General features: G+C 64.9%; 20 protein-coding genes and 1 other RNA gene. 10 read left to right on the top strand and 11 right to left on the bottom strand.

The genetic code is table 11. The features are described 5' to 3' along the window. Positions 1 to 6: 6 nt before the first annotated feature. Positions 7 to 1,611, bottom strand: a complete 1,605-nt coding sequence (ccoN, locus tag AC2IR1_RS21520; protein WP_486474020.1) for a cytochrome-c oxidase, cbb3-type subunit I — start codon at positions 1,609 to 1,611, stop codon at positions 7 to 9. Between the two features lie 252 nt (positions 1,612 to 1,863). Between ccoN and AC2IR1_RS21525 the strand changes: the two genes are divergently transcribed. Next, positions 1,864 to 2,700, top strand: a complete 837-nt coding sequence (locus AC2IR1_RS21525; RefSeq protein WP_486474021.1) for a universal stress protein — start codon at positions 1,864 to 1,866, stop codon at positions 2,698 to 2,700. 147 nt (positions 2,701 to 2,847) lie between these two features. Here AC2IR1_RS21525 and AC2IR1_RS21530 read toward each other — a convergent pair whose 3' ends face one another. Beyond that, positions 2,848 to 3,534 carry an HAD hydrolase-like protein gene (locus tag AC2IR1_RS21530; protein ID WP_486474022.1) on the bottom strand — a complete coding sequence of 229 codons (687 nt, stop codon included), beginning with the start codon at positions 3,532 to 3,534 and terminating at the stop codon, positions 2,848 to 2,850. 156 nt (positions 3,535 to 3,690) lie between these two features. Here AC2IR1_RS21530 and AC2IR1_RS21535 point away from each other — a divergent pair, with 156 nt between their 5' ends. Beyond that, positions 3,691 to 4,152: a GNAT family N-acetyltransferase gene (locus tag AC2IR1_RS21535; RefSeq protein ID WP_486474023.1), complete on the top strand. Its 462-nt coding sequence runs from the start codon at positions 3,691 to 3,693 to the stop codon at positions 4,150 to 4,152. Positions 4,153 to 4,586: 434 nt separating this feature from the next. Here the strand turns inward: AC2IR1_RS21535 and fnrL are convergent, their stop codons facing one another. Next, the gene (fnrL, locus tag AC2IR1_RS21540) at positions 4,587 to 5,333 is read right to left on the bottom strand and encodes a transcriptional regulator FnrL (RefSeq protein WP_486474024.1); all 747 of its coding nucleotides are present in this window, start codon (positions 5,331 to 5,333) and stop codon (positions 4,587 to 4,589) included. A 75-nt stretch (positions 5,334 to 5,408) separates the two neighbouring features. Here fnrL and hemN point away from each other — a divergent pair, with 75 nt between their 5' ends. Further along, complete coding sequence (gene hemN, locus AC2IR1_RS21545) at positions 5,409 to 6,764, top strand: oxygen-independent coproporphyrinogen III oxidase (protein ID WP_486474025.1); 1,356 nt, start codon at positions 5,409 to 5,411, stop codon at positions 6,762 to 6,764. 63 nt (positions 6,765 to 6,827) lie between these two features. Here the strand turns inward: hemN and AC2IR1_RS21550 are convergent, their stop codons facing one another. From AC2IR1_RS21550 to AC2IR1_RS21570, 5 genes are all read right to left on the bottom strand, one after another. Continuing rightward, on the bottom strand, positions 6,828 to 8,684 hold the full coding sequence (locus AC2IR1_RS21550; RefSeq protein WP_486474026.1) for an ABC transporter ATP-binding protein: 1,857 nt from the start codon (positions 8,682 to 8,684) through the stop codon (positions 6,828 to 6,830). Beyond that, positions 8,681 to 9,832, bottom strand: coding sequence for an ABC transporter permease (locus tag AC2IR1_RS21555; protein WP_486476452.1), 1,152 nt, complete (start codon positions 9,830 to 9,832; stop codon positions 8,681 to 8,683). Before AC2IR1_RS21555 ends, AC2IR1_RS21550 begins: the two co-directional genes overlap by 4 nt. 25 nt (positions 9,833 to 9,857) lie before the next feature. Continuing rightward, complete coding sequence (locus tag AC2IR1_RS21560) at positions 9,858 to 10,946, bottom strand: microcin C ABC transporter permease YejB (RefSeq protein WP_486474027.1); 1,089 nt, start codon at positions 10,944 to 10,946, stop codon at positions 9,858 to 9,860. A gap of 7 nt (positions 10,947 to 10,953) precedes the next feature. Then, complete coding sequence (locus tag AC2IR1_RS21565) at positions 10,954 to 12,897, bottom strand: extracellular solute-binding protein (protein ID WP_486474028.1); 1,944 nt, start codon at positions 12,895 to 12,897, stop codon at positions 10,954 to 10,956. Positions 12,898 to 13,134: 237 nt separating this feature from the next. Further along, entirely contained in the window at positions 13,135 to 13,656 is a 522-nt protein-coding gene (locus AC2IR1_RS21570; protein WP_486474029.1) for a c-type cytochrome, read from the bottom strand. A 140-nt stretch (positions 13,657 to 13,796) separates the two neighbouring features. On the opposite strand from AC2IR1_RS21570, the gene AC2IR1_RS21575 reads away from it, so the two are divergent. Further along, positions 13,797 to 14,630 carry a prephenate dehydratase gene (locus tag AC2IR1_RS21575; RefSeq protein ID WP_486474030.1) on the top strand — a complete coding sequence of 278 codons (834 nt, stop codon included), beginning with the start codon at positions 13,797 to 13,799 and terminating at the stop codon, positions 14,628 to 14,630. 42 nt (positions 14,631 to 14,672) lie between these two features. On the opposite strand, the gene AC2IR1_RS21580 is transcribed toward AC2IR1_RS21575, so the two are convergent. Continuing rightward, positions 14,673 to 15,140, bottom strand: coding sequence for an SRPBCC family protein (locus AC2IR1_RS21580; protein WP_486474031.1), 468 nt, complete (start codon positions 15,138 to 15,140; stop codon positions 14,673 to 14,675). Between the two features lie 51 nt (positions 15,141 to 15,191). Next, positions 15,192 to 16,166 carry an NAD(+) diphosphatase gene (gene nudC, locus AC2IR1_RS21585; RefSeq protein ID WP_486474032.1) on the bottom strand — a complete coding sequence of 325 codons (975 nt, stop codon included), beginning with the start codon at positions 16,164 to 16,166 and terminating at the stop codon, positions 15,192 to 15,194. Positions 16,167 to 16,401: 235 nt separating this feature from the next. Here nudC and AC2IR1_RS21590 point away from each other — a divergent pair, with 235 nt between their 5' ends. The 3 genes from AC2IR1_RS21590 to ffs all read left to right on the top strand — a co-directional run bounded on the left by AC2IR1_RS21590 (position 16,402) and on the right by ffs (position 18,924). Beyond that, the gene (locus AC2IR1_RS21590; protein WP_486474033.1) at positions 16,402 to 18,378 is read left to right on the top strand and encodes a bifunctional 2',3'-cyclic-nucleotide 2'-phosphodiesterase/3'-nucleotidase; all 1,977 of its coding nucleotides are present in this window, start codon (positions 16,402 to 16,404) and stop codon (positions 18,376 to 18,378) included. A 64-nt stretch (positions 18,379 to 18,442) separates the two neighbouring features. Continuing rightward, positions 18,443 to 18,736 (top strand): hypothetical protein, encoded by a 294-nt coding sequence (locus AC2IR1_RS21595; RefSeq protein WP_486474034.1) that lies wholly within the window; start codon positions 18,443 to 18,445, stop codon positions 18,734 to 18,736. A gap of 89 nt (positions 18,737 to 18,825) precedes the next feature. Continuing rightward, an RNA gene (gene ffs / locus AC2IR1_RS21600) (signal recognition particle sRNA small type) lies at positions 18,826 to 18,924 on the top strand. A gap of 173 nt (positions 18,925 to 19,097) precedes the next feature. Here ffs and ypfJ read toward each other — a convergent pair. Beyond that, positions 19,098 to 19,958: a KPN_02809 family neutral zinc metallopeptidase gene (ypfJ, locus tag AC2IR1_RS21605; RefSeq protein ID WP_486474035.1), complete on the bottom strand. Its 861-nt coding sequence runs from the start codon at positions 19,956 to 19,958 to the stop codon at positions 19,098 to 19,100. Between the two features lie 175 nt (positions 19,959 to 20,133). Here ypfJ and AC2IR1_RS21610 point away from each other — a divergent pair, with 175 nt between their 5' ends. From AC2IR1_RS21610 to recR, 3 genes are read left to right on the top strand one after another with little or no spacing between them, the layout of a single operon-like run. Further along, positions 20,134 to 21,927 (top strand): DNA polymerase III subunit gamma/tau, encoded by a 1,794-nt coding sequence (locus tag AC2IR1_RS21610; RefSeq protein WP_486474036.1) that lies wholly within the window; start codon positions 20,134 to 20,136, stop codon positions 21,925 to 21,927. A gap of 55 nt (positions 21,928 to 21,982) precedes the next feature. Further along, the gene (locus tag AC2IR1_RS21615; RefSeq protein ID WP_486474037.1) at positions 21,983 to 22,327 is read left to right on the top strand and encodes a YbaB/EbfC family nucleoid-associated protein; all 345 of its coding nucleotides are present in this window, start codon (positions 21,983 to 21,985) and stop codon (positions 22,325 to 22,327) included. A gap of 7 nt (positions 22,328 to 22,334) precedes the next feature. Further along, entirely contained in the window at positions 22,335 to 22,928 is a 594-nt protein-coding gene (recR, locus tag AC2IR1_RS21620; protein WP_486474038.1) for a recombination mediator RecR, read from the top strand. The last annotated feature ends 224 nt before the right edge of the window (positions 22,929 to 23,152 follow it).

A 23,152-nucleotide genomic window follows, 5' to 3' on the forward strand; every position in this document is an offset into this window, starting at 1 on the left:
AGTTCCTCATTCCGCGGGCACGAAGCCGTTTGCGGTTTGCTCCGCCGGTTGCTTTTTCACGGTCAGCACCAGGTTGACGCACATGATGATCGCGCCGGTCAGGTACATCACGCCACCCAGGCCACGGACCACGTACATCGGGAACTTGGCGGCCACGGTGTCGGCGAAGGAGTTCACCAGGAAGCCGTTGGCATCGACTTCACGCCACATCAGGCCTTCCATGATCCCCGTGACCCACATCGAGGCGGCGTAGAGAACGATGCCGATCGTGGCGAGCCAGAAGTGCCAGCTGACCATGCTCAGGCTGTACAGCTCTTTCCGGTTCCACAGCTTGGGCACCAGGTAGTACAGGGCACCGAAGGTGATCATGCCGTTCCAGCCCAGCGCGCCGGAGTGGACGTGACCGATGGTCCAGTCGGTGTAGTGCGACAGGGAGTTCACGGCGCGGATCGACATCATCGGGCCTTCGAAGGTCGACATGCCGTAGAAGCCGACGGCGATCACCATCATCCGGATCACCGGATCGGTGCGCAGCTTGTCCCAGGCGCCCGAGAGCGTCATCAGGCCGTTGATCATGCCGCCCCAGCTGGGCATCCACAGGATGATCGAGAACACCATGCCCAGGGTCGAGGCCCATGTCGGCAGCGCGGTGTAGTGCAGGTGGTGCGGACCGGCCCAGATATAGAGGAAGATCAGCGCCCAGAAGTGGATGATGGACAGCTTGTAGGAATAGACCGGCTTTTCGGCGCGTTTGGGGATGAAGTAGTACATCATGCCCAGGAAGCCTGCGGTCAGGAAGAAGCCCACGGCGTTGTGGCCGTACCACCACTGCGTCATCGCATCCTGCACACCGGCAAAGAGCTGCACCGACTTGGAGCCGAAGATCGACACCGGCACGGCCAGGTTGTTGACCACGTGCAGCATGGCGACGGTGACGATGAAGCTCAGGTAGAACCAGTTCGCCACGTAGATGTGGGGTTCCTTGCGCTTGATGATCGTGCCCAGGAAGACCGCCAGGTAGGCCACCCAGACAATGGTCAGCCACAGGTCGACGTACCATTCGGGCTCGGCATATTCCTTCGACTGGCTGCCGCCCAGCACGTAGCTCAGCGCGGCCATGACGATGAAGAGGTTGTACCCCCAGAAGACGAACCAGCCCAGGTTACCGCCCCAGAGCCGCGCGGCAGAGGTCCTCTGCACCACGTAGAAGGAGGTCGCGATCAGGGCGTTGCCCCCGAAGGCGAAGATCACGGCAGAGGTATGAAGCGGCCGCAGCCGGCCAAAGTTCATGTAGCCCTGCGCCCATTCGAAGTTCAGCCCCGGGAAGGCCAGCTGGAAGGCGATGAACACCCCGGCCAGGAAACCGACCACACCCCAGAAGGCGGTGGCGATCACCCCGAACCGGACGACACCGTCCATGTATTCCCCGGAAAGGTCGCGGCCATCCACGTCCTCGTCTGTCTTGCGCAGCGTGTAGACGAACATGCCGGCAGCGACGAGCATCACCACCAGGGCGTTCACCATATACGCCAGGTCACGCGCGAAATTGGCTGCGATCGCCGCGAATATCGCGATCAGCGCCAGCGCGACCAGCTTGATTGCATTTGTCATAACGCGTCCCTTTGTCAGTCCAACGGGGTGGATGGAATCCCACCGCTTGTTTCGGAGTTGCGACCTCCGCTTCTTGCGGCGGTCCCGATCACGATGCCTTGATCTGTATCAATCGCGGTTTCGTGAGTGGTTGACGTCGATCAATGTGTGACAATTACACACATGCTAAAAACACCTTATCGACCACCATACGGTCAAGTAATCTTTAATTGGTGCAACGGTTTATCTGCAAAATAACCCCAGGAGGCTCTCATGGCCTACAAGACGATCTTCACGATCCTGACCCGGAAGGACGGGCTGAAAGCCCACCTCGACCAGGTCGCAGCCCTCGCCAGTTCACATGACGCTCACCTCGACGTGCTCTGCCTCGGCGTCGATCGTACGCAGATGGGCTACTACTACGCTGGCGCCAACGCGATGGTCCTGCAGGAGGCCATCACCCGCGCAACCGAAGACTCCAAGGAACTGGAGGCAGAAGCGAACGCCTACCTCAAGGGCGCCTCGATCCGCTTCGCCGTCGATACCGACGTGGCCCAGATGGGCGACATCGGCCGCCACGTCGCCTGGCGCGCCCGCTTCTCCGACCTGGCCGTGCTGCCCAAGCCCTACGGCGACAGCAAGGGCGTGGAAGATGAGCCGATCATCGAATCGATCCTCTTCGAAGGCCGCACCCCGGTGGTCGTCATGCCCGACGAGGTCACCGACCTGGCACCGAAGAACCCGCTGATCGCCTGGAACGAAACGCCCGAATCCCTGGCCGCGATCCGCAAGGCGCTGCCGCTGCTGCAACAGGCCGCCTCGGTGCACGTCGTGGTCATCGACCCGCCGGTGCATGGGCCCGACCGCTCCGATCCGGGCGGCATGCTGGCCGGCTGGCTGGCCCGCCACGGCGTCTCGACCGAGATCGACGTGATCTCCAAGACGATGCCGCGCATCTCGGACCTGATCGCGCGCCATGCCTCCGACATCAGCGCCGACATGATCGTCATGGGGGCCTATGGCCACTCCCGCTTCCGCGAAGCGATCCTGGGCGGGGCCACGCGCCACATGCTCGAAGGCACCACGCTGCCGATCTTCATGGCGCACTGATCCGGCGCCCACCGGAACGCCCGCCCGAACGCCCGCCCGAACCCCCGAAGGCCGCGCCAAGGCGGGATCACCACGGGGAAGACGCCTCAGGGAAAACGCCTCGGGGAAACAACAACGAAGGGCGGGCCGATCGGCCCGCCCTTTCCGTTACGCACCGCCTCGCAACGCCGCCACCGCCCCCGGCAGCTCCGCCGGATCGTCGATCAGCAGATGCGCGCCCCCGTCCCGCAACTCCTGCGCGCTGCCGAACCCCCAGGTCACCCCGACGGAGGCCAGACCGTTGCGCCCCGCAGCCCCGGTGTCATTGGCCCGGTCGCCCACCATGATCGTGCGCGCGGGGTCCAGGCCCTCGACCTGCAGAAGATGGGCAATCAGCTCCCCCTTGTCCTCGAACCGCCCGTCCAGCTCCGACCCGTAGATCCGCTCCACCAGCGGGCCGAACCCGAAATGGGCGATCACCCGTTCGGCAAAGGGCACCGGCTTGGCCGTACAGACCATCAGGCGGTGCCCCGCGGCCCGCAGCGCCTCCAGCGCGGCGAAGATCCCCGCATAGGGCTCGCCCTCGAAGATGCCCCCGGCATCATAGCGCTCCCGGTAAAGCCGCAGCCCCTCTTCGGCCAGGGCCTGATCCCCGCCCGTCAGCGTCACGAAACTGCGGCGCAGCGGGGGGCCGATGATCCAGGCCAGCGCCTCGGCCTCCGGCACCGGCAGGCCCAGCGCCCGCAGCGCATGCTGCGCGCAGCCGATATTGCCCGCCGCCGTGTTCACCAGCGTTCCGTCGAGGTCCAGCAGAACCACATCCCGGGCCGCCCCGTCCTTCACCGCATCCGCCATGCGCATGTCCTTTCCATATCCTCCCGCTCCAACCTTCCTCGGGCCTAGGCTCCCCGGCGACGAAGGTCCACCTTTGGCCCCTTCGGCCGCACCACCCTGGCCCTGTACCCGCGTCGATTGCCGGGCGATGCTGCAGAACCCGACCCGGAGGACCCCATGCTGCCAACCGACCTGCGCCCCGCCATGCCCGCCGATCTGCCCCGGATCCAGCAGATCGTGACAGAGGCCTACTCCCCCTGGACAGAGATCCTGGGCCAGCGCCCCGGCCCGCTGGATGACGACTACGCCACCTTTCTGGCCGCCGGGCAGATACTGCTGCTCGATCCGCCCAGCGCCCCGGCGCCCCTCGGCCTGCTGATCCTCATCCCGCAGGAGGACGCGATGATGCTCGACAACGTGGCCCTCGCCGATGCCGCGCGGGGCATGGGGCTGGGCCGCAGGCTCCTCGATGCGGCAGAGCAGATCACCCGCGCCCGAGGGTTCGACCGGATCCGGCTCTATACCCATCAGAAGATGGCCTCGAACATCTCTCTCTACACCGCCCGTGGGTATACCGAGACCCACCGCGTCACCGAAAAGGGCCGGCCTCGGGTCTACATGGAAAAGCCCCTGGGGTGAGGGGCACCGGCCGATGGGGAATGTAAGGGGGGCTTTGCCCGCCCCGACGCCGGAGGCGTCAATGAGAAGAAGAGGTGGGCTTTGCCCCCCGCCTCCTTCGGAGACTCCCCCCAGGATATTTTTGGCCAAAAAATGGGAGGGGCGGGGTGCGCCCGAGGTGGCCCGATCCGCCAGGCGGCGGGCGGGGCACGCGCGGGACGGCGAAGGAGGGCGCTCCACCTCGGACCGGTTACGATTGCGTTGATCCCGCGAACGGTGATTGCGCGGCCATGTCGGGCGCCGGATTTCGCACCGTCGGGTTACCGACAGGATACCGACGTAATACCGACGTTTTGATCGGGGCTTTTCAAGTGCTTAAGTTTTTCGCACCGACGCGGCTTTCGGCCGTCGGTCGCTCTGTTCAGCTTTGGTTGGGGGAAATCTGCCTGCCGGTTTCAGACCAGCATGCCGCCGTCCGAATCGTCGCCGGCTTCTTCCAGCAGGCGGGTGAAATCGGGCACCGTCACGTGGCGCTTGCCCTGCAGCTCGATGATCCCGTCCCGCTTCAGAGCAGAGATCTGGCGGCTCACCGTTTCCAGGGTCAGGCCCAGGTAATCGGCCATCGCCTCCCGCGTGAGCGGCAGGTCAAAGACGATTTTCTCCTGCATGGACAGGGAGTTGATGGAGGCATCCCGGCGCCCGATGATGGCCAGCAGGGAGGCGATCTTTTCCCGCGCCGTCTTGCGGCCCAGCACCAGCATCCATTCCCGGGCGGCGTCCAGCTCATCCAGGGTCATCTGCAGCAGGCGTTGCGCGATATGGGGGGTGGTTTCCATCATCTGCTCGAAAGGTTTCTTTCGAAAACAGCACATTACCAGGTCAGAGGTCGCCACCACGTCATAGGCGGCGCCGTCGCGGCCGGGGCGGCCCACGAAATCGGAGGGCAGCAGAAGGCCCACCATCTGGGTCCGCCCGTCCTCCATCGTCTGGGTCAGGGTCGCGATCCCGCTGACGACGGAGCCCACGAAATCCATCTTGTCACCGGACCAGATCACGGTCTGCCCGGCCTCGTAGCTGCGGTAGTACTTGATCTCCTCCAGCCGTTCGAGCTCATCCCCCTCGCAGCGGGCGCAGACCGCGCGATGCCGGATCGGGCAGTCATTGCAATCGTGCGAGACAAAGGAAAAATCTTCCTGGAGCATGGGAAACCGGCCGATGGATCTAATGGTTGATCTGGGTCAAGGCGCCTGTCCGGCGCCTCGGTAAACCCTAGTCCCATGGTCACCAAAACGCAACTTGAACGCCTGGGACTGTTTGACGCGAAAGTGCCGCGTTACACAAGCTATCCCACGGCCCCGCATTTCTCCGACGCCGTCGGCTCGGGCGAACATGCGTCGTGGATCTCGGCCATCCCGGAGGGGGCGGAGATCTCTCTTTATGTCCACGTGCCCTTCTGCCGCAGGCTGTGCTGGTTCTGCGCCTGCCGCACCCAGGGCACCCAGAGCGAAGAACCCGTTCGCGCCTACATGAACACCCTTCTGGCCGAGCTCGACATGTTGGAAGCGCAGCTTCCCCCGGGCGTGCGTCTGTCGCGGCTGCACTGGGGGGGCGGCACGCCGACCCTTCTGGCGCCCGACCTGATGGAGACCCTCGCGGGCCGCATCGCAGAGGTCGTCCCCTTTGCCGAAGGTGCTGAATTCTCGGTGGAAATCGACCCGAACGAGATCGACGAGGCGCGCCTTCGCGTGCTCAAGGCTGCGGGGATGAACCGCGCTTCGATCGGGGTGCAGGACTTCGACCCGATGATCCAGGAATGCATCGGACGGGAGCAGAGCTACGAGGTGACCCGCGACGTCATCGCGGCGATCCGGGCCCACGGGATCGAAAGCCTGAACGCCGACATCCTCTTCGGCCTGCCGCATCAGACCCGGGAAAAGATCACCGAAAGCGTGCAGAAACTGCTGTCGCTCTCCCCCGACCGGGTCGCGCTTTACGGCTATGCCCACGTGCCCTGGATGGCGCGGCGGCAGGGCATGCTGCCCTCCGATGCGCTGCCCACCCCGTCCGAACGGCTGGAACTATTTGCCACAGCCAGGGAACTGTTCCTGTGGGACAACTATGCCGAAATCGGCATCGACCACTTCGCCCTGCCCGATGACGGGCTGGCCGTGGCGCAGAAGGCCGGGCGGCTGAAGCGGAACTTCCAAGGCTATACCGATGACCGGGCCGAGGCGCTGATCGGGATCGGGGCCTCCTCCATTTCCCGCTTCCCACAGGGCTACACCCAGAATGCCGCGGCCACGGGCGCACATACCAAGGCCATTCGGGAGGGGCGCTTCTCCACCTCGCGGGGGCATGCCTACCGCGGCGAGGACAAGATGCGCGCCCGGATCATCGAGGCGGTGATGTGCGATTTCGGCGTACGCACGTCGGAAATCGCCGCGGATTACGGCGCCGACCCGGCCTGGCTGACAGCGCTTTTCCGCGACGTGTCCGACCAGTTCGACGGGCTGCTGCAGGTGACGGACGAAGGGATGTTCATCCCCCAGATGGCACAGCCCCTGACCCGGCTGGTCGCCCGCGCCTTTGACGCCTACGACGGTAGCAAGGCCAGGCATTCCTCGGCGATCTGAGGCACTTGCGGCGGGCCCACGGGCCCGCCTTCCGGATTGCAGGGCCAGTTTGCCAAGCCGGGGCTACCGATCCATGGCGGCCGCGAACAGCTCTCGCGTGTAGTCGGCCTGCGGCGCGTCGAAGACCTGCCGGGCGGTGCCCGCCTCGATCACGTCGCCGTGGCGCATGACCATGACGCGGTGGGACATGGCCCGCACCACCTTCAGGTCGTGACTGATGAACAGGTAGGCCAGCCCGTACTTCTGCTGCAGATCCCGTAGCAGGTCGACGATCTGAACCTGAACGGTCATGTCCAGCGCGGAAGTCGGCTCGTCCAGCACCACCAGCTTGGGCCGCAGGATCATCGCCCGGGCAATCGCGATCCTCTGCCGCTGCCCGCCCGAGAACTCGTGCGGGTAGCGATCCATCGCGGCGGGATCCAACCCGACTTCGGTCATCACCTCCGCCACGAGGTCCCGCACGGGGCGGCCATCGCCGATCTTGTGCACCGACAGCCCTTCGGAAATGATCTGCTCCGCCGTCATGCGGGGCGACAGCGACCCGTAGGGATCCTGGAAGACGATCTGCATGTCCTTGCGCAAGCGGCGCAGATCGGCCGTCGACAGGTCCCGCACGCTCCGGCCTTCGAAGCTGATCTGCCCTTCGGAGCCGATGAGCCGCATCAACGCCAGTGCCAGCGTGGTCTTGCCCGACCCGCTTTCCCCCACGATCCCAAGGGTTTCGCCCGCATGCAGGGTGATCGACGCATCGTTCACTGCCTTCACGTGGCCCACGGTCTTCTTCATCAGCCCCTGCTGGATCGGGAACCAGATCCTCAGGTGATCCGCCTCCAGCACCACGGGCGCATCCCCCGCCGGAGCCTGCGGCGCCCCGGTGGCAGCCGCCGACAGGAGTTTCTTGGTGTAGTCATGCTGCGGATTGGCGAAGATTTCCTCCGTCCGGCCTTCCTCCACGATATGGCCATCCTTCATCACGCAGACACGATCCGCGATGCGGCGCACGATGCCCAGGTCATGGGTGATGAACAGCAGGCCCATGCCCGTGTCCTTCTTCAGATCTGCGAGAAGTTCGAGGATCTGCGCCTGGATCGTCACGTCGAGCGCGGTCGTGGGTTCATCGGCGATCAGCAGCTGCGGCTTGTTGGCCAGGGCCATGGCGATCATCACGCGCTGCCGCTGCCCCCCGGACAGTTCGTGCGGATAGGCCGTCAGCCGGTCCTCCGCGTCGCGGATCCCCACCTGCTCCAGCAGTTCGAGGGAGCGCGCCCGGGTTTCGCTTGTCACGATCCAGCCCGACAGCCGGGACTTCAGCACCACCTTGCCCAGCCACAGGACGGCGGCAATGCCAAGCGCCCAGAGGACCGCCCGGAAGAGGCGCATCACCGCTTCGCTCCCGAAGGCCCCCAGGAAGTCTAGGCTCGGCTCCTCCGGCGCGGTGGCAACGAAGGCGCCGTAAAGCCCCAGGAAGGCAAAGAAGGCGATCAGGCTCATCAGCACCGGCGCCGGGTTCAGGTTCATCCAGCCTTCCAGCCAGCGCTTGACCCAGCCGCGCCCGGTCAGCCCCTGGTGGAGCGCCATGCTCTCCGCCAGCTGCTTCTCGATCGTGTGCAGCGGGTTGAGGGAGGTCATCGGCTCCTGGAAGATGAAGGAGATGTCGTTGCCGCGCAGTTTCCGCAGGGTGGTGTTGCTCGCGCCCACCATTTCCTGCCCGGCGAAGGTGACGGAGCCCTCCACATGGGCATTGTCGCCCAGCAAGGACACGGTGGAGAGCGCCGAGACGGACTTGCCCGACCCCGACTCGCCCACCAGCGCCACGGTTTCCCCCTGCGCCACGTCGAAGGAGACGCCATGCACGGCCTCCACCTTGTTGCCGTCCTGGGAAAAGGCGACACGCAGGTCCCTGACCTGAAGCATGCTCATTTGAAGGTCTTTCTCGGATCGAAGGCATCCCGGACGCCTTCGAAGATGAAGACGAGCAACGACAGCATCAGCGCGAAGACGATGAAGGCCGTGAAGCCCAGCCAGGGGGCCTGTAGGTTCTGTTTCGCCTGCAGCGTCAGCTCCCCGAGAGAGGGGGAGGAGGACGGCAGGCCGAAGCCCAGGAAGTCGAGGCTCGCCAGGGTCGAAATCGTGCCGGTGACGATGAAGGGCATCATGGTCAGCGTGGCCACCATGGCATTGGGCAGCATGTGACGGAACATGATCACCCGGTTCGACACCCCAAGCGCCTTGGCGGCGCGCACGTATTCAAGGTTGCGGGCCCGCAGGAACTCCGCCCGGACGACCCCCACAAGGGACATCCAGCCGAAAAGCACGGTGAGGATCACCAGCAGCCAGAAACTGCGCCCCAGGATCGCGAAGAGGATGATGATGATGTAGAGCGACGGCGTGGAGGCCCATATCTCGATCAGGCGCTGGAAGATCAGGTCCACCTTGCCCCCGAAGTAGCCCTGCACGGCCCCCGCCAGGATACCGATGGCAGAGGAGGCGATGGTCACGATGAGGGTAAAGATGATGGAGAGCCGGAAGCCGTAGATCACCCGCGCCAGCACATCCCGCTTGGTATCATCGGTCCCCAGCAGGTTCTGCCCGTTGGGCGGCAGCGGCGCCGCGCCGGGCCGTTCCACGGGCGTGTCGTAGGAATAGTGGATCGGCGGCCAGAGGGTCCAACCCTTCTCGATCGGTTCGCCTTCGACCACGCCGTCCTCGGCATCCTGCATGATCCCCTCCGGATCATCGAAGCAGCTTTCCAGCCCGCCGCTCTCGATCAGGCACTGGACTTCGGGGTCGCCATAGATCGCCTCGGTCCGGAAATCGCCGCCGAACTGCGTCTCTGGATAGAACTTGAAGATCGGCGCGTAGTAGTCGCCCCGGTAGTTCACCAGGATTGGCTTGTCGTTGGCGATGAACTCCGCCAGCAGGGACAGCCCGAACAGCACGGCAAAGATCACGAGCGAGACATAGGCCCTGCGGTTGCGCCGGAAACTGCGCCAGCGCCGCTTGTTCAGCGGCGACAGCCATCCCCTGGGCGCCTCTGCCACGGGGGCTGGCGCCGGTTGGCCCGGCATGCGTTCCTCTTCCATCAGGTTCATGTCAGCCCTCCCGGCTCTCGAAGTCGATCCGGGGATCCACGAAGACGTAGCAGAGGTCCGAAAGGATGCCCACGACCAGACCGATCAGGCCGAAGATGAAGAGCGTGCCGAAGATCACCGGGTAATCCCGGGTTAGCGCCGCCTCGAAGCCCAGCCGTCCCAGCCCGTCGAGGGAAAAGAGCGTTTCGATGATCAGCGATCCGGCGAAGAAGACACCGATGAAGACCCCCGGGAAGCCCGCGATGACGATCAGCATCGCGTTGCGGAAGACATGGCCGTAGAGCACGCGGCGTTCGGTCTGGCCCTTGGCGCGGGCGGTCATCACGTATTGCTTCTTGATCTCGTCCAGGAAGGAATTCTTGGTCAACAGGGTCAGGGTCGCAAAGGCGGATATGGTGGAGGCCAGCACCGGCAGCGCGATGTGCCACAGGTAGTCGGCAATCTTACCAAAGAAGCTCAGCTGCTCGAAATTCTCGGATGTCAGGCCGCGTAAGGGGAAGAGCTGCCAGTAGGAGCCCCCGGCGAAGAGCACAAGCAGCAGCACCGCAAAGAGGAACCCCGGGATCGCATAGGCCACGATGATGACGGCAGAGGTCACGTTATCGAAGCGCGAGCCCTCCTTCACCGCCTTGCGGATCCCCAGCGGGATCGAGACGATATAGGCGATCAGCGTCGACCACAGGCCGAGCGTGATGGAGACCGGCATCTTCTCCAGCACCAGGTCGATGACGGAGACGGAGCGGAAGTAGCTGTCGCCGAAATCCAGCCGCACGTAGTTCCACAGCATCAGCATGAAGCGGGTCAGGGGCGGCTTGTCGAAGCCGAATTCCTTCTCCAGCTTGTCGATGAACTCGGGCGGCAACCCGCGGGACCCGGCGTATTCGGACTTGCCCGAATCCTCGAACATGTCGCCCGCATCATTGCTGCCACCGGTGAAGCCGGCGGTGACGTCCCCCTGGCCCTGCACCTGGGCGATGATCTGTTCGATCGGGCCGCCTGGCACGAACTGCGTCAGGGCGAAGTTGATGATCATGATCCCCAGCAGGGTCGGGATGACCAGCGCGAGGCGGCGAAGAATGTAGGCTCCCATGATGCGCTTACCTCAGCGCGCCCGCGGCCTTCAGCTCTGCCGCCCGGTCGGCGTCGTACCACCAGAAGTCCAGGTAGCCGAGGTCGTAGGGCGGAATGTCGGGGTGGCGATACATGTCGAAGAAGGCAACCCAGTAGCCGGACTTGTACCAGGTCGGCACCATGATGAAGGCATCGCGCAGCGCCCGGTCCAGCACCCGCAACGAAACATCCTGCGCTTCCTGGCTGTCGGTATCGAGGGAGGCGTAGATGATGTCGTCGATCAGCTGGCTGGACAGCCCCGCCGGGTTGAAGACGGAGACGGCAGCATCCGCAGAACCGTACATCTGCAGAAGGCCGGTCCCGGTGCCCAGACCCGCCCGATATCCACCGTAGAGCATGTCGTAGTCCCGATCGCGGCGACGGTCCGTGTACTGGCTGGGATCAACCACCTCGAACTGCGGATCGATGCCGAGGGTTTCGAGGTTCTTGGCGTAGTTGTCCAGGATCGGCTGGAGCGAGGGCGCGGAAGAGGAGTTGATCGGGAAATCGATGGTCAGCACCTCGCCTGCGGCATTGCGGCGAATGCCGTCGTCGCCGACCTCCCAGCCGGCATCGGTCAGAAGCTGGCCGGCCTTGCGCAGATTGCCCCGGTCGTTCAGCCGCTCCGGCGTGCTTTCATGCACGCCCACCGGAGGCTCGCTCATCAGCTCTTCGGGAATCACGTCCCCGAGGCTCTCCATGAAGGCGATTTCCTCTTCACTCGGCAGCCCTCTGGCCTGCAGCGGCGTATCCTGGAAATAGCTCTCCCGATGCTTGAACAGGCCATATTGCAGGCTCTCATTCGTCCATTCGAAGTTGAAGGCCAGGGCGATCGCCTCCCGCACCCGCTTGTCCTGGAACTTCTCCTTGCCGAGGTTGAAGACAAAGCCGACGTTGCTGGGCGGGATACCGTCCGGCAGGTCTTCCTTCACGACCGTTCCGGCCTCCACCGCGGGGAAGTCGTACTGGTTCGCCCACTGGCGGGAACTGGTTTCCTGGCGGAAGGTGTATTCGCCAGCCTTGAAAGCCTCGAAGGCGGCGGAATCGTCGGCAAAGTACTCGACCCTGATCTCGTCGAAGTTCCAGCGCCCCACGTTGATGGGCAGGTCCTTGCCCCAGTAATCGGGATTCCGCTTGTAGGTGATGCGCCGGTTCACATCATAGCTGTCGAGCATGTAGGGCCCGGAGCCGGGCGAGGTTTCGAAGCGCGGCTCGTCCAGGCGCGCGCCGGTTTCCTCGAACCACTTCTTGGAAAACACGGTGACGCCGCCGACCTGCTCCACCAGCGACCGGCGGGAGACGCCATCGGCAAAGGTGAACTTGACGGTGTGATCATCCAGCGCCTCTGCCCCGGTGATCAGCTTCTTCACCGCCGCCGCGTAAGAGGGCAGCCCCTGTTCCAGAAAGAGGTTGTGGGAAAAGACCACGTCATGCGCGGTGACAGGCGTGCCATCGGAGAACTTTGCCTCGGGCCGCATGTGGAACACGACCCAGGTCTTGTCCTCGGGGTATTCGACGCTTTCGCACAGCAGGCAGTAGGACCCGTTGTAGTCATCCGCGGCCTCGGTCAGCAGGCTTTCGTACATCATCGATGACAGCGCACCGGCACGGCCCTTCACGGTGAAGGGGTTGAGGCTGTCGAAGGTCCCGGACCCTTCGATCGAGATGGAGCCCCCCTTGGGCGCATCGGGATTGACGAAGGCGAGGTGTTCGAAATCGGCCGGATATTTCAGATCGCCGAAGAAGGAATAGCCGTGGCTGGTGATGATCCGGCTTTCTTCTTCGGTCGTTGCCTCCTCTTCCTGCGCGCGGGCAGGATCGGCCAGGAATGAAAGGGCGGCGACGCCGAGGCCCGACAGAAGCAGCATGGCGCGTCGGGTCAAGGACAGCTCCCCGGAAGCGGCAAGGGCACGGGTCTGGGGTCGGTTCATCGGAAGCTCCTCGACTATCCTGTTGGCGATTGGCCGGGCGCCGGATGCGGCACGCCGGACCGGGCCACCTGCGCGACCCATTTTGGATCTAGGCTAATCGCCGGGATTAACCATGTTCAAGACGAGAATGCGTGAGAAGTGGTTACCAGGTCCTTACCCCCAGCTTTGCCAACAAGAAGGCCGCCCGGACGACGCCCGGGCGGCCTTAAAATTGATCTGTCTGGCCAGCTCGCGCGCTTAGCCGCCGACGCTTTGCAGATAGGCGATGACGTTGGCGCGGTCCTCGACATCCTTGAGACCGGCAAAGGACATCTTGGTGCCCGGGGCCGCGCTCTTCGGATCCGTCAGGAAGGTCTGGATGTTCTCGGGCGTCCAGGTGTCGAACACGGCCGCCAGCGCACCGGAGTAGCCGAAGCCGTCAACGGAACCGACAGCCCGGCCGACCACGCCATCCAGGTGGGGCCCCGTGGCGTTGGAGCCGTCCACCTTGTGGCAGGCCTTGCACTTGTTGAAGACACGTTCGCCCTTGCCGGCGTCGGCGCTGGCGAAGACCTCTTCGAAGGAAACCTCTTCCTCGACCGGGGCAGGTTCGCCGCTGTCGCCGGTTTCAACGACGTAGCCGCGCGCATGCGCCTCGTCGCCGTGCCCGCCAACGCTGGTGTCGTAGAGCAGATCGGCAGCCCAGCTGCCCAGAAGGAAAACGAGCAGCGTTCCGCAGAAACCGCCAATGATTTTCGTTCCCGTCATCGTGTCAAACATATCCGCTGCGCCCTCGATGAATTCGTAGCTAGTTGCTCGGCGGTGATCTATCCGCTTCCCCTCGCGCAAAGCAAGGTGTAGTTACCGCGACCAATCGCCCCTCGGGGCCGAGTGGATTGCAACAACACGGAATACCCCAGATGACACGCCGAATTGCCTTCCAGGGCGAGCTGGGCGCCTATTCGCACCAAGCCTGCGTACAAGCCTGTCCCGATCTGGAACCCCTCCCTTGCCGCACTTTCGAAGATGCGATTGCAGCGGTCAAGGAGGGCAATGCCGAAAAGGCAATGCTCCCCGTGGACAATTCCACTTTCGGACGGGTCGCCGATATCCACTACTTGCTGCCCGGTTCGGGATTGCACATTGTCGGTGAAGCTTTTGTCCGGGTGCATATCAATTTGATGGGTCTGCCAGGTACCAAATTGGAAGACATCAAATCGGCGACTTCCCATTCAATGCTTCTGGGGCAATGCCGCGCATTTCTGGCGGACCACGGCATCCAGCGGATCACCGGTGCCGACACTGCGGGATCCGCCCACCTGATCTCCGAACAGTCCGACCGCTCCCGCGGGGCTCTGGCGAGCGAGCTGGCGGCAGAGGTCTACGGCCTGGATGTCCTGGCGCGCCATATCGAGGACCAGTCGAACAACACGACCCGGTTCCTGGAAATGTCGATGACGCCGGATCATTCGCGCCGCGGGCCGGGCAAGATGATCACCACGCTGCTCTTCGAGGTCCGCAACATTCCCGCCGCGCTCTACAAGGCCATGGGCGGCTTTGCGACCAACGGCATCAACATGACCAAGCTGGAAAGCTACATGGTGGGCGGCAGCTTCACCGCGACCCAGTTCTACGCCGACATCGAGGGCCACCCCGAGGACGCGCATGTGAAGCTGGCGCTGGATGAGCTGAGCTACTTCTCCAACCGGATGGAGATCCTGGGCGTCTACCCGGCGGACCGCGATCACCCCTGATCCCCGCAACGGGAATGGCGGGCCCGGGCGGGCCTGCCGACCCTAGCCGTGCGAACGCGGGGTCTTTTCGATCGAGGCGGCGAAGTCGGCCATGCGGTCCGCCACGCGCTTTTCGATGGTACCGCGCGCAAGGCGCAGGGACTGGATCAGCAGGCGCGCCGAAAGCGTCTTCGGCTTGATCTCCGTTTCGATCCGCAGCCGCGTGCGGGACCGGGACAGCGCGACCAGATCCACCAGGACGTTGCCCTTCATCCCTTCCGAACGGATCTTCATCACCATGCGTTCCGGGGCCTCGAAATCGGTGACTTCGAGGCCGATATCACGGCGCTTCCCGCGCAGATCGAAACGAATGTCCCAAGCCGCCCCGGGGCCGGTCACGGCGGGGCGATCCTTGCGCGAAACTTCTGCACCGCGGCGAATCGCGGATCGCTCGAAACTGCGAAAGTCGGAGATCCGTTCGAACACTGCGTCGATCGGGGCCTCAATGTCTTCTTTCGCAACGATTTTCATAGAGTACCGACCACCATCACCGGGCTGCGCGCGTCCGCACCGAACATCGCGTCAATCAAGACTGTCCGCAAGCCAATTGCGCAGCAAATACTCGGCAATCGCACCCCGGCGCGGCTTCCTGATCGACGGATGATCGCCTGCGAAAACACTGACCAGTTCTTCCCGGGGCAACCACAGCGCCGCTTCAAGCTCCACCGGGTCGACCGTGATCTCCTCGCTCAGCGCCTCGCCCCGGCAACCGAACATCAGGGAGTTCGGAAAAGGCCAGGGCTGACAGCAGAGATATTCCACCGCGCCGACCCTGACCGCGGTCTCCTCCATCACTTCGCGGCGCACCGCCGCCTCGATCGTTTCGCCCGGCTCGACGAAACCCGCGGTGAGGGAATACATCCCCTCCGGCCAGCCATGCGACCGGCCAAGCAGAACCTTGTCGCCCCGCGTGATCACCATGATCACCACCGGATCGGTGCGGGGAAAATGCCGGGCACCGCAGCTGGTGCAATGGCGCTGCCAGCCTGCCTCGATCGGGGTGGAGGGCTGACCGCAGCGGGAACAGAAGCGGTGCCCTTCGTGCCAGGAAAGCAAACCGCGCGCCGTTGCCGCCAGCTCCGCATCCTCCGGCGAGAGATCGGCCATCACGGCCCGCAGATCGCTGAACTCCTGCTCCGTGCTCAACGCGGCATGACGGGGCAGCGCCTTTGTATCCCATCCAAGCGGCGCATCGCGCAGCGCCAGTTCCGGTGGCTCCCAGGATGAAATGTCGCGGGCGAAGACGAGCCCCTCGCCGGACTGCCCCAGAAGGATCGCACCGGGCTGCCCGGCATCCCCGGCCACCGGGTGATCCATCGGCAACCGCGCCAGCCGATCCGGCCCATCCAGCAGGACCGCGCCGCGCCAGAACAGGATGAAACGACTGGTCTTCGCGGTCAGCGCCTCTGCCAGCGCCGCATCATCCGCCCTGAGCGTCGCGACCCTGTCCAGACCCGACCCGCCAAAGGTGACCTCTTCCCCGATGTGACTGGACATGCTGCCTCCGTTTCGACTTGCGCGAACCCTGCACCCGCGCCCCGGGGATCACAATCCCGCCGAGTGCCCGCCCGCTGCCCCACGGATGGCACGTTGCGAATTTGCCCTGACGTCAGGCAGCGCGATTTCCCGCTGTTCCGAAAGATCGGACTTTACCCATCGCCGCGGCAGGGTCCTTTATGTTCCTGTCACGAGCAAACGCCATCTTGACCGCCGACCATTCCAGGAGAGTCCCATGACCTTGAAACGATCCACGAGTCTGTCCCGCCGCGGTTTCCTTGCCGGAACCGTTGCCGGTGCCTCCCTGCTCACGCTGCACCCGTTTTCGGCCCGCGCGGCCGGCACCCAGGCGCACCTGCGCATCATGGAAACGACGGACCTGCACGTCCACGTCTTCCCCTACAACTACTATGCCGACAAGCCCGACGACACCGTCGGCCTGTCCCGCACCGCCGCCCGGATCGAGGCGATCCGCGCCGAAGCGACCAACACCATGCTGATCGACAACGGCGACTTCCTGCAGGGCAACCCGATGGGCGACTACATCGCCTACGAGCGCGGCATGTCCGAAGGCGATGTGCACCCGGTCATCGCGGCGATGAACACCCTGGGCTACGAGGCCTCCACCCTCGGCAACCACGAATTCAACTATGGCCTCGACTTCCTGATGAAATCCGTGGCCGGCGCCAACTTCCCCGTCATCTCCGCCAACGTGGTGAAGGAAATGGCCGCCTCGCCCACCGGCGATACCACCCTGCTGCCGCCCTACGTGATCCTGGACCGGACCGTCGCGCTTGGTGACGGGACCGAGGCGCCGATCAAGATCGGCCTGATCGGCTTCGTGCCGCCGCAGATCATGACCTGGGACCGCAAGCACCTCGAAGGTTCCGTGCAGGCCCGCGACATCGTCGAGACCGCCCGCGCCTACGTGCCCGAGATGAAGGAGAAGGGCGCGGAGATCATCATCGCCCTGTCCCACTCCGGCATCGGCTCCGCCCAGCACGAGGACGGGATGGAAAACGCCTCGGTCCCGCTGGCAGAGGTCGAGGGGATCGACGCCCTGATGACCGGCCACTCGCACCTGGTCTTCCCCTCCGCCACCTATGCCGACTACGCCGCCGTCGACGTGGACGCCGGTACGCTCCACGGCAAGCCCGCCGTCATGGGCGGCTTCTGGGGCTCCCACATGGGTCTGATCGACCTGCTGCTGGAACGGGAAGGCAACGAATGGCGCGTCGTCGCGGCAGAGACAGAGGCACGCCCGATCTACGAGCGCGACGAAAACCGCAAGGTCGTGCCGCTGGTGGAGGACGTGACTACCGTGCTCGCCGCCGCCCAGACCGAACACGATGCAACCCTGCAGTACGTCCGCCGCGCGGTCGGCAAGACCGCCGCACCGCTGCATTCCTACTTCGCGCTCGTGGCCGACGATCCCTCGGTTCAGATCGTGTCGAATGCCCAGAAGTGGTACATGGTCGATATGCTGAAAGGCACCGAGTACGAGGCCCTGCCGCTGCTGTCGGCCGCGGCGCCGTTCAAGGCCGGTGGCCGGGGCGGGCCAGAGTACTACACCGAGGTGCCCGTCGGTGACGTCGCGATCAAGCACGTTGCCGATCTGTATCTCTACCCGAACACCATCCGCGCAGTGAAAATCACCGGGGCGCAGCTGAAGGGATGGCTGGACCGGTCCGCGGGCATGTTCAATCAGATCGAACCGGGCTCCTCCGACGCGCTGCTGCTGAACCCCGATTTCCCCAGCTACAACTTCGACGTGATCGACGGCGTGACCTACCAGATCGACCTGTCGAAGCCGATGATGTTCAACCGCGATGGCGAGAAGATCTCGGACGAGAGCCGGATCGTCGACCTGATGTACAATGGTGAACCGGTGACCGACGACATGGAATTCGTCGTGGCCACCAACAATTACCGCGCCGGTGGCGGCGGCCATTTCCCGGGCGCCGACGGCTCCACCATCATCTTCGAGGGGCCGGACACCAACCGCGACATCATCGTGCGCTACATCGTCGAGAAGGGCACCGTGGATCCCGAGGCCGATGCCAACTGGCACTTCGCACCGATGGACGGCACCACCGTCCTGTTCGAAACCGGGCCGGGCGCCGCGAAATATGCCGACAGCGTCGAAGGTGTCAGCATCGAACCCGCGGGCGAAGGCGAAGGCGGCTTCGCGCTGTTCCGCATCACGCTCTGATCGGGCTGCAGCTTCACCAGGGGTCGCCATTCCGGCGGCCCCTTTGCCTTTCAAGGGGTTGGACATGACCAGACCACCCGAAGCCTTCGAACTGCGCCGCGCCCTCGACGGGCTGATCTATCGCTTTGACCGGTCCGAGGATCCCGCCGGGCACCCCGGCTATTGCCGCGCCGATGCCGACCTCTGGATCATCCGCCACCCGGTCCTGGGCTGGATCGCCGGCACCCCCGGCTCGGACGAGGTCTTCGGTCGTCCCTGGGACGTCCCGCCCCAGGCGCAAGGCGACGCACCGCCCGAAGGCACCTGGGTCAGCCGCAAGGGGGAAAAGTCCTACGTCTACACGCTGGTCTGGCTGTGAACCCGCAGCACGGCGGCTCCGGGATGATCCGGCAGATGTGTCGTTGCCATGGGGTTGCAATGTGTCGCGCGGCTTTCTATATCGCCTCTCGAGAGGTTGGCGCGGGCGAGCGCCTCGCCAACCCGGTCAGGTCCGGAAGGAAGCAGCCGTAACGAGTCCCGCTTGGGTCGTTGTCCAATCTCTCACCTAAGCCTGTCCGTGCGGCGGACGCGCGTCACCCGGCAGCGTATTTCAAAGAAATGCGCGAGAGGGTCCCTCTCCCCCAAAAGCCGACACACCCCATCCCCATGCCCCTTTTGGGACGGCGGGCGGGGCGATGCTCCCTGCGGGAGCGAGCGCCGTGGCCGTCAGGTATGTGCCGTCAGATATCCCCGCCGAAGGTATCGCAGCTCCCCATCTGCCCGCTCCGGTAGCCGGTGGTGAACCATTTCGACCGCTGAGCAGAGGTGCCATGGGTGAAGGTATGCGGCTGCGGGACCCGCCCTGCCCGTTCCTGCAACCGGTCGTCGCCAATCATCCGGGCGGCATTCACCGCCTCCTCGATATCGCCCGGCTCCAGAAGGTCGGCCACATGGGCCGCCCAGACCCCGGCCAGGCAATCGGCCTGCAGCTCCAGCCGCACCGTTGCCGCATTGGCCTCCACCGTGCTGGCCTGCTGGCGATAGGCGTTCACCTTGCCCAGGATCCCGATCTCGTTCTGCACGTGATGCGCCACCTCGTGCCCGATCACGTAGGCCGCCGCGAAATCGCCTCCGGCGCCCAGCTGGCGTGCAAGCGTGGCAAAGAAATCCGTATCCAGGTAAGCCTTGCGGTCCGCCGGGCAGTAGAAGGGCCCCGTCGCGGCGGAGGCGCCGCCGCAGGGGCTCGTCGTCGTGCCCGAGAAGAGCACCATGACCGGCGGGTGGTAGGTGATGCCCAGTTGCGCCGGGAAGACCTCCGCCCAGACGTCTTCGGTCGTGCCCAGAACCTGCGCCGCGAATTGTCCCGCGCGCTGCTCCTCTGACGAAAGCTCTGCGCTGCCAGTATCTTGCGTGGTCTCATAGCCGCCCTCGCCCGTCAGCAGGGGCGTCACGTCGATGCCGGTGAAATAGCCGAAGGCCAGGATCAGCAGCACCGCGCCGATGCCCAGCCCGCCCGCGCCACCGCCGCGCACCCGGCGGCTGCTCCGCTGACCGCGCCGGTCCTCGATGTTGCGGCTTGCCCGCCGTCCGTTCAGCTTCATCGCAGGTTCACTCCGGCCGCATCCTGGTTGTCACCTTCTCCTTGCCAATCGAACCCCGACGAGGCAAGCCGGTTCCGGCGCCACCTTCCCCGCCTGCCCGGTGGACGCCCCCGGCGGCCCCGTTTACTCTTGTGCGGAACCGCCGAATCCAAGGCCCCAATTCAAGGCCCAACCGATGCAAGACAGCGACAGCACCCAGAAGGGCCCCTACCAGGTCCTGGCCCGGAAATACCGGCCCGAGACCTTTGCCGATCTCGTCGGTCAGGACGCCATGGTGCGAACGCTGAAGAACGCCTTCGCGGCGGACCGCATCGCCCAGGCCTTCATCATGACCGGCATCCGGGGCACCGGGAAAACCACCACCGCGCGGATCATCGCCAAGGGCATGAACTGCATCGGTCCTGACGGCACCGGCGGGCCCACGACGGAACCCTGCGGTCAGTGCGAACACTGCCGCGCCATCATGGCCGGCCGCCATGTCGACGTCATGGAGATGGACGCGGCATCCAACACATCTGTCAATGATATCAGGGAGATCATCGACAGCGTGAACTATTCCGCGGCCTCGGCCCGGTACAAGATCTACATCATCGACGAAGTTCACATGCTGTCGACCAGCGCCTTCAACGCGCTGCTGAAGACGCTGGAAGAACCGCCCGCGCATGTGAAGTTCATCTTCGCCACCACCGAGATCCGCAAGGTGCCCGTCACCGTGCTGTCGCGCTGCCAGCGTTTCGACCTGCGGCGGATCGAGCCGGAGGTGATGATCGGCCTGCTGACCAAGATCGCCGGCAAGGAAGGCGCCGAGATCACCGAGGAGGCGCTGGCGCTGATCACCCGCGCCGCCGAAGGCTCCGCCCGGGATGCGACCTCGCTGCTGGATCAGGCGATCAGCCATGGCGCCGGGGAAACCACCGCGGAGCAGGTCCGCGCCATGCTGGGCCTGGCCGACCGTGGCCGGGTCATGGACCTTTACGAGATGATCATGCGGGGTGACGCCGCCGCCGCCCTGACGGAGCTTTCGGCGCAATATGCCGACGGGGCCGACCCGATGGCGGTGCTGCGCGACCTGGCGGAGATCACCCACTGGATTTCCGTGGTGAAGATCACCCCGGATGCCGCCGAAGACCCCACGATCAGCCCCGACGAACGCGCCCGCGGCCTGTCGCTTGCCGAGCGCCTGCCGATGCGCGCGATGACGCGGATGTGGCAGATGCTGCTGAAATCGCTGGAAGAAGTGGCAACGGCCCCGAATGCGATGATGGCGGCGGAAATGGCCATCATCCGGCTGACCCATGTTTCCGAACTGCCCTCGCCCGAGGAACTGGTGAAGCGCCTGAAGGACGCACCGCGCCCCCCTGCCGGTCCAAATGGTGGCCCCAATGGTGGCCCCGGCGGCGGGATGCATGCAGGGGGCGGCGGCACCCCTGGCGGTGGTGGCGGACAGGCCTATGCCTCTGCCGACCACCGGGGCGGTTCAGGTGGCGGGGCGCAGGGCCACACCATGCTGGCGGTGGAGACGGAACAGGCCCTGGCCCGCTACCCCACCTTCGATCACGTGGTGGAGCTCATCCGCTCCAACCGCGACGTGAAGCTGCTGGTGGAGGTCGAAGGCTACATGCGCCTGATCTCCTACAGCCCCGGCCGGATCGAGTTCTCTCCCGCTGAAAACGCGCCGCAGGACCTGGCGCAACGGCTGGGCTCGCGCCTGCAGAGCTGGACCGGCAATCGCTGGGTCGTCATCATCGGCAATGGCGAAGGTTCTGAAACCATTGTCGAAAAGCGCGAGGCAAAGACCCGCGCCCTGAAGGAGGAGGCCACGGCGCACCCCCTGGTGCAGGCCGTGCTGGCCGCCTTCCCCAAGGCGCAGATCACCAAGGTCACCAGCCGCGAGGAAATCGCCGCCCAGGCAGAGGCCGAAGCCCTGCCCGAGGTCGAGGACGAATGGGATCCCTTCGAGGACGAGTGAGCCCGAAGGCCGCGAAACACGCCCCCGCGCGGGGCCGCATCAAGGAGTAGAGAGTATGTTCAAGGGCCTTGGCCAGATGGGCGACATGGCGAAAATGATGAAGGCCGCCAAGGAGATGCAGGAAAAGATGCAGCAGCTCCAGGAAGACCTGAACGAGATGACCGTGACCGGCGAAAGCGGGGCGGGACTGGTGAAGGCGGTCGCCTCGGCCAAGGGCGAGCTGAAGAGCCTGGACATCGACCCGACCATCTTCGACCCCAACGAAAAGGAAGTGGTGGAGGACCTGATCCTCGCCGCGATCAAGGATGCCCAGGCCCGCGCGGCCGAACGCAGCCAGCAGGAAATGGCGAAGATCACCGAGGGCCTCGGCCTGCCGGCCGACTTCAAGATGCCGTTCTGAGGCAGAGATGTCCGGCGGCCGCGATATCGACGCGCTGATCGAGATGATGGCGAAGCTTCCGGGGCTGGGGCCCCGGTCGGCCCGCCGCGCCGTGCTGCAACTGGTCCGCAAACGCGAGCTTCTGCTGATGCCCTTGGCGGACCTGATGCACCAGGTGGCTGTCTCCGTCCGCGAATGCACGCGCTGCGGCAACCTTGGCGAGGGCCCTCTCTGCTCTGTCTGCCTTGACGAAAAGCGCCTGAAATCAGAGATTTGCGTTGTCGAAGACGTGGCGGACCTCTGGGCGATGGAACGGTCCGGCACCTTCCGCGGGCGCTACCATGTCCTGGGCGGCACCCTGTCGGCGCTGGACGCCGTGGGGCCCGAGGAACTGCGCATCCCCGAGCTGGTGCAACGGGTCGAGGACGAGGGCACGGAAGAGGTCATCCTGGCCCTCAACGCCACGATCGACGGCCAGACGACGGCGCATTACATCGCCGAGGAGCTGGAAGGAAAGGTGCGCCTGACCTCGCTGGCCCAGGGCGTGCCGATCGGCGGCGAACTGGACTACCTCGACGACGGCACGATCACCGCCGCGCTGCGCGCGCGGAAGGAGATCTGAGGGGCCCGCAGCCGGCCCCGCTACGTACCCCCAATTGAATCGCCAAGCGCCTGAAAAGGCCCGATCAAAACGTCGGTATTACGTCGGTATCCTGTCGGTATCGCGACGGTGCGAAATGGCGGCGTCGCGGGGGCTTTGCCCCCCGCGCTTCGCGCTTCCCCCCAGAGTATTTCGCGCGGGTTGAAGCTTGGCGCGCCGCTCTTGCCGGACGTGGGCCAAGGGGC

This window comes from Pseudooceanicola sp. NS-SX8, assembly GCF_057380755.1.

Excerpts from the sequence above, each read along its gene's own strand:
- ccoN (WP_486474020.1), bottom strand. The coding sequence starts at position 1,611 with ATGACAAATGCAATCAAGCTGGTCGCGCTGGCGCTGATCGCGATATTC.
- AC2IR1_RS21525 (WP_486474021.1), top strand. The coding sequence starts at position 1,864 with ATGGCCTACAAGACGATCTTCACGATCCTGACCCGGAAGGACGGGCTG.
- AC2IR1_RS21530 (WP_486474022.1), bottom strand. The coding sequence starts at position 3,534 with ATGGCGGATGCGGTGAAGGACGGGGCGGCCCGGGATGTGGTTCTGCTG.
- AC2IR1_RS21535 (WP_486474023.1), top strand. The coding sequence starts at position 3,691 with ATGCTGCCAACCGACCTGCGCCCCGCCATGCCCGCCGATCTGCCCCGG.
- fnrL (WP_486474024.1), bottom strand. The coding sequence starts at position 5,333 with ATGCTCCAGGAAGATTTTTCCTTTGTCTCGCACGATTGCAATGACTGC.
- hemN (WP_486474025.1), top strand. The coding sequence starts at position 5,409 with ATGGTCACCAAAACGCAACTTGAACGCCTGGGACTGTTTGACGCGAAA.
- AC2IR1_RS21550 (WP_486474026.1), bottom strand. The coding sequence starts at position 8,684 with ATGAGCATGCTTCAGGTCAGGGACCTGCGTGTCGCCTTTTCCCAGGAC.
- AC2IR1_RS21555 (WP_486476452.1), bottom strand. The coding sequence starts at position 9,832 with ATGCCGGGCCAACCGGCGCCAGCCCCCGTGGCAGAGGCGCCCAGGGGA.
- AC2IR1_RS21560 (WP_486474027.1), bottom strand. The coding sequence starts at position 10,946 with ATGGGAGCCTACATTCTTCGCCGCCTCGCGCTGGTCATCCCGACCCTG.
- AC2IR1_RS21565 (WP_486474028.1), bottom strand. The coding sequence starts at position 12,897 with ATGAACCGACCCCAGACCCGTGCCCTTGCCGCTTCCGGGGAGCTGTCC.
- AC2IR1_RS21570 (WP_486474029.1), bottom strand. The coding sequence starts at position 13,656 with ATGTTTGACACGATGACGGGAACGAAAATCATTGGCGGTTTCTGCGGA.
- AC2IR1_RS21575 (WP_486474030.1), top strand. The coding sequence starts at position 13,797 with ATGACACGCCGAATTGCCTTCCAGGGCGAGCTGGGCGCCTATTCGCAC.
- AC2IR1_RS21580 (WP_486474031.1), bottom strand. The coding sequence starts at position 15,140 with ATGAAAATCGTTGCGAAAGAAGACATTGAGGCCCCGATCGACGCAGTG.
- nudC (WP_486474032.1), bottom strand. The coding sequence starts at position 16,166 with ATGTCCAGTCACATCGGGGAAGAGGTCACCTTTGGCGGGTCGGGTCTG.
- AC2IR1_RS21590 (WP_486474033.1), top strand. The coding sequence starts at position 16,402 with ATGACCTTGAAACGATCCACGAGTCTGTCCCGCCGCGGTTTCCTTGCC.
- AC2IR1_RS21595 (WP_486474034.1), top strand. The coding sequence starts at position 18,443 with ATGACCAGACCACCCGAAGCCTTCGAACTGCGCCGCGCCCTCGACGGG.
- ypfJ (WP_486474035.1), bottom strand. The coding sequence starts at position 19,958 with ATGAAGCTGAACGGACGGCGGGCAAGCCGCAACATCGAGGACCGGCGC.
- AC2IR1_RS21610 (WP_486474036.1), top strand. The coding sequence starts at position 20,134 with ATGCAAGACAGCGACAGCACCCAGAAGGGCCCCTACCAGGTCCTGGCC.
- AC2IR1_RS21615 (WP_486474037.1), top strand. The coding sequence starts at position 21,983 with ATGTTCAAGGGCCTTGGCCAGATGGGCGACATGGCGAAAATGATGAAG.
- recR (WP_486474038.1), top strand. The coding sequence starts at position 22,335 with ATGTCCGGCGGCCGCGATATCGACGCGCTGATCGAGATGATGGCGAAG.